Source organism: bacterium (assembly GCA_037131655.1).
Classification (GTDB): Bacteria; Armatimonadota; Fimbriimonadia; order Fimbriimonadales; family JBAXQP01; genus JBAXQP01.
The window spans coordinates 1-3,756 of sequence record JBAXQP010000267.1 but is presented as its reverse complement, the minus strand read 5'-3'; the positions used below and the strand labels follow the sequence as shown (position 1 = coordinate 3,756).

The following is a 3,756-nucleotide window of genomic DNA, read 5'->3' as shown; positions in this document are numbered from 1 at the left end:
CCGGCGAGCCGCTCAAACTGCGCATCTTCCTGGACAAATCCATCATGGAAGTGTTCGCCAACGACCGCCAATGCCTAACCGCCCGCGTCCACCCAAAACGCGATGACAGTATGGGGATAAAACTGTTCAGTAAAGGCGGAAGTATAACCGTCAAGACACTAAATGCCTGGGACATAGCGCCGTCGAATTGCTGGTAATAAATAAATTACTAGGAAAATTGGTTGGAAAAATAAATGGATGAATTAATTCAGAGCGCGCGTACACTGCGGGAGAAGTTTCAAAAGGATCCCTATCGCCCGGCATATCATTTTGTGATTCCTGAAGGTGTCGGGTGGCCGTTCGATCCTAATGGAGCTATTTTCTGGAAGGGCAAATACCACCTTTTCTACATCTACGAGGATAAGGATCTCGGGCGCTCCTGGGGGCATGCATCGAGCGTTGATCTCCTTCACTGGCGGTTCCACCCCGTTGGTCTTGCGCCGATGCCGGGGGATGTCGATACGGGCATCAACAGCGGCGGGGCGTTCTTGGACAAGAATGGCGTACCCACGCTCATCTATTTCGGCATCAAAGCCGGTATCTGCATCGCCCAATGCGAAGAAGATGATTTGATTAATTGGGTCAAAAGCCCGCACAATCCTGTTATTCCCTTGCTCAAGGAAGGCGATCCCAGACGGGAACTCTATGGCGTGTTCGACCCCCACTGCTGGCTCGAGGGTGACACCTATTATGTAGGGCTTGGCAACATCACCAAATGGGATAAAAACGGCGATACGCTTTTCTTATTCAAATCAGATGACCTGATTAATTGGGAATTCCTTCACCCGATGTACCAATCGGAACGTAAGTGGACGGAACTCGATGACGACTGCGCCTGCCCGGACTTCTTCAAGCTGGGCAACACGCGCATGCTTCTATTCATCAGCCACGAACGCGGTGCGCAGTATTATTTGGGACGATGGGAGAATGAGACGTTCTACCCCGAACGCCATGCCCTCATGAACGGCCTGTGCGGTGGCCCGCTTTTCGCCACTGAGAGCCTGCTGGATGACAAAGGACGGCGCATCTTCTGGGGTTGGGCCTTTGAATGCTGTGATCACAGTAACTCAGGCTGGAGCGGCGTCATGAGTATGCCGCGCATACTTTCCCTAGCCGAAGATGGCGCTGTTTTAATCCAACCTGTGCCGGAGATCGAGAGGCTGCGAATCCGTCCCCGATCCTATAATAACCTCACGGTCATCGATGAGTGCTCCCTGGATGATATCCGCGGCGATTGCCTCGAACTCTCTCTCGAAATAGCTCCCAGCGATGCCGCCGAGTATGGTGTTAAAGTCCGCTGCTCTCCCGATGGGGAGGAACAGACCGTAATCACCTACAACCCCAAAGAAAAGTCTTTATCCGTCGACACCAACCATTCCCGTCAGGACGAAACCTCAACCGATGATTTTGTCGTACACAAGTTGTTACAGAGGCCCCGATCAGTCCAAGTTCTCCCGCTGGAGCTAGCCCCCGGCGAGCCGCTTAAACTGCGCATCTTCCTGGACAAATCCATCCTGGAAGTATTCGCCAACGACCGCCAATGCCTAACCGCCCGCGTCTACCCCAAACGTGAGGACAGTATGGGGATCAGGCTGTTCAGCAAAGGTGGTAGTACGAAATTTAGAATGATTAATGCTTGGGACATAGCGCCATCGAATTGCTGGTAGGTATAAAAGAACTATAAAATTGGGTAGGAGAAATAGATGGATGAATTAATTCAGAGCGCGCGTACACTGAGAGAGACGTTTCAAAAGGATCCTTATCGTCCAGCATATCATTTTGTGATTCCTGAAGGCAATGCGATGCCGTTCGATCCCAACGGAGCCATTTTCTGGAAGGGCAAATATCACCTTTTCTATATCTATCAAGATAAAGAACTTGGGCATTGCTGGGGGCATGCGTCCAGTGTTGATACACTTCACTGGCGTTCCCACCCGGTCGGTCTGGCATCGATGCCGGGAGATCCCGATAAGGGGATTTTCAGCGGCTGTGCGTTATTGGATAAGAACGGTGTGCCCACGCTCGTCTATTTCGGCATCGACGCCGGTATCTGCATCGCCCAATGCGAGGAAGACGACTTAATTAACTGGGTTAAAAGTCCGCACAATCCCGTCATCCCGATGGCCAAGGAAGGGAGTCCCGAAGCCGAGCTTTATTGCGTATTCGACCCCCATTGCTGGCTTGAGGGTGACACCTACTATGCGGGACTTGGCAATCTCCATAAGGGCGATGATAACGGCGATACCCTTTTCTTATTCAAATCAAAAGATTTAATCAACTGGGAATACCTTCACCCGATGTACCAATCGGATCGCAAGTGGACTGAACTCGATGATGACTGCGCCTGCCCTGACTTCTTCAAACTGGGCAACACGCATATGCTCCTGTTCATCAGCCATCGAAGATGCGCCCAGTATTATCTGGGTCGATGGGAGAACGAAACGTTCTACCCCGAGCGTCACGGCCTCATGAACAAGCTGGACGGCGGCCCGCTGTTTGCGCCTGAGAGCCTGCAGGATGATAAGGGACGGCGCATTTTCTGGGGATGGATATTTGACACGATGGACCAAAAGGAATTAGGCTGGAGCGGCGTCATGAGTATGCCGCGTATTCTTTCGCTTGCCGATGATGGCACTCTGAAAATCCAGCCGGTGCCGGAGCTCGAAAGACAGCGCGTTCGACCGCGAACTTGTGAGAACCTCACCGTCACCGGCGAAAGTGCTCTGGAAAATATTCAAGGCGATTGCCTTGAACTCTCTCTCGAAATCGCTCCCAGCGATGCCGCTGAATATGGCGTAAAAGTCCGCTGCTCACCCGATGGCCAGGAACAAACCGTCATCACCTACAACCCATCAGCAAAGACCCTGTGTGTCGACGCCACCAATTGCCACAGAGAAGGTGACTACCTCCATACCCTCCCGTTGGAGCTAGCTCCCGGTGAGCCGCTGAAGCTGCGCATCTTCCTCGACAAATCGGTCGTAGAAGTCTTCGCCAACGACCGCCAGTGCATAACCGCCCGCGTCTACCCCAAACGCGAGGACAGCACCGGCATATCGTTGTTCAGCAAAGGCGACAGCATAACCGTTAAGACACTAAATGCCTGGGACATAGCGCCAACGAATAGCTGGTAAATCTCTCTCCCTTCCCCCTTTTTGTACAAGAAAAGGGGGAAGGGAGTGTTATCTTTTGTAAAGCTTGGGCAGCGACTCGATCATTGCGTGGCCTTTGGTGTAGTTAGCCATCACGGCCAGCCGGTATTGGACCAATCGCGTCCGAAGCGGCCCCATTCCCTGGTTGCGGATCTCGCGAGCGATTAGGGCGTTTTGCCCAGACGACTCGACCGCGGCGTAGGCGGCGCGCATCGCGGTCACCTCGACGTTGAATTCCGCTATTAAATACCCGCATTGAAGCTTCAGAGGCGGCGTGAAACCCGTCGGCGGCGTTGCGTTAATCGTCGCCCACAGCCGCGCCATGTCATCCAGCGCCTTCATCACATCCCACGGCGAATATTTGGCCCCCGGTTGCAAGGGCATGGCTTGGAGGTACTGCGAATCCGGGATGAACCCCTGCACTGCCGCCCGAAACTGGCGAACCCGCTCACGAAGCGCTTCCTTCTTGTTGTCGCGGTCATTAGCGGCAATCTGCGCGGCATTATCGGTGGCCTCAATGGCTGTTATCTTGGCCTGAAGCGCGGTTCGCGAAGCCGTCAAGTCCGCC

General features: G+C 53.4%; 4 protein-coding genes. 3 read left to right on the top strand and 1 reads right to left on the bottom strand.

What is annotated here, in order from left to right:
- From WCO51_10945 to WCO51_10935, 3 genes are all read left to right on the top strand, one after another.
- On the top strand, window positions 1-197 hold a 197-nt coding region (locus WCO51_10945), incomplete at its 5' end, for a GH32 C-terminal domain-containing protein (protein ID MEI6513771.1).
- Between the two features lie 36 nt (window positions 198-233).
- The gene (locus WCO51_10940) at window positions 234-1,706 is read left to right on the top strand and encodes a glycoside hydrolase family 32 protein (GenBank protein ID MEI6513770.1); all 1,473 of its coding nucleotides are present in this window, start codon (window positions 234-236) and stop codon (window positions 1,704-1,706) included.
- Between the two features lie 36 nt (window positions 1,707-1,742).
- On the top strand, window positions 1,743-3,170 hold the full coding sequence (locus WCO51_10935; GenBank protein MEI6513769.1) for a glycoside hydrolase family 32 protein: 1,428 nt from the start codon (window positions 1,743-1,745) through the stop codon (window positions 3,168-3,170).
- Window positions 3,171-3,218: 48 nt separating this feature from the next.
- Here WCO51_10935 and WCO51_10930 read toward each other — a convergent pair.
- Window positions 3,219-3,756: hypothetical protein (locus tag WCO51_10930; protein MEI6513768.1), on the bottom strand; the 538-nt coding region annotated here is incomplete at its 5' end.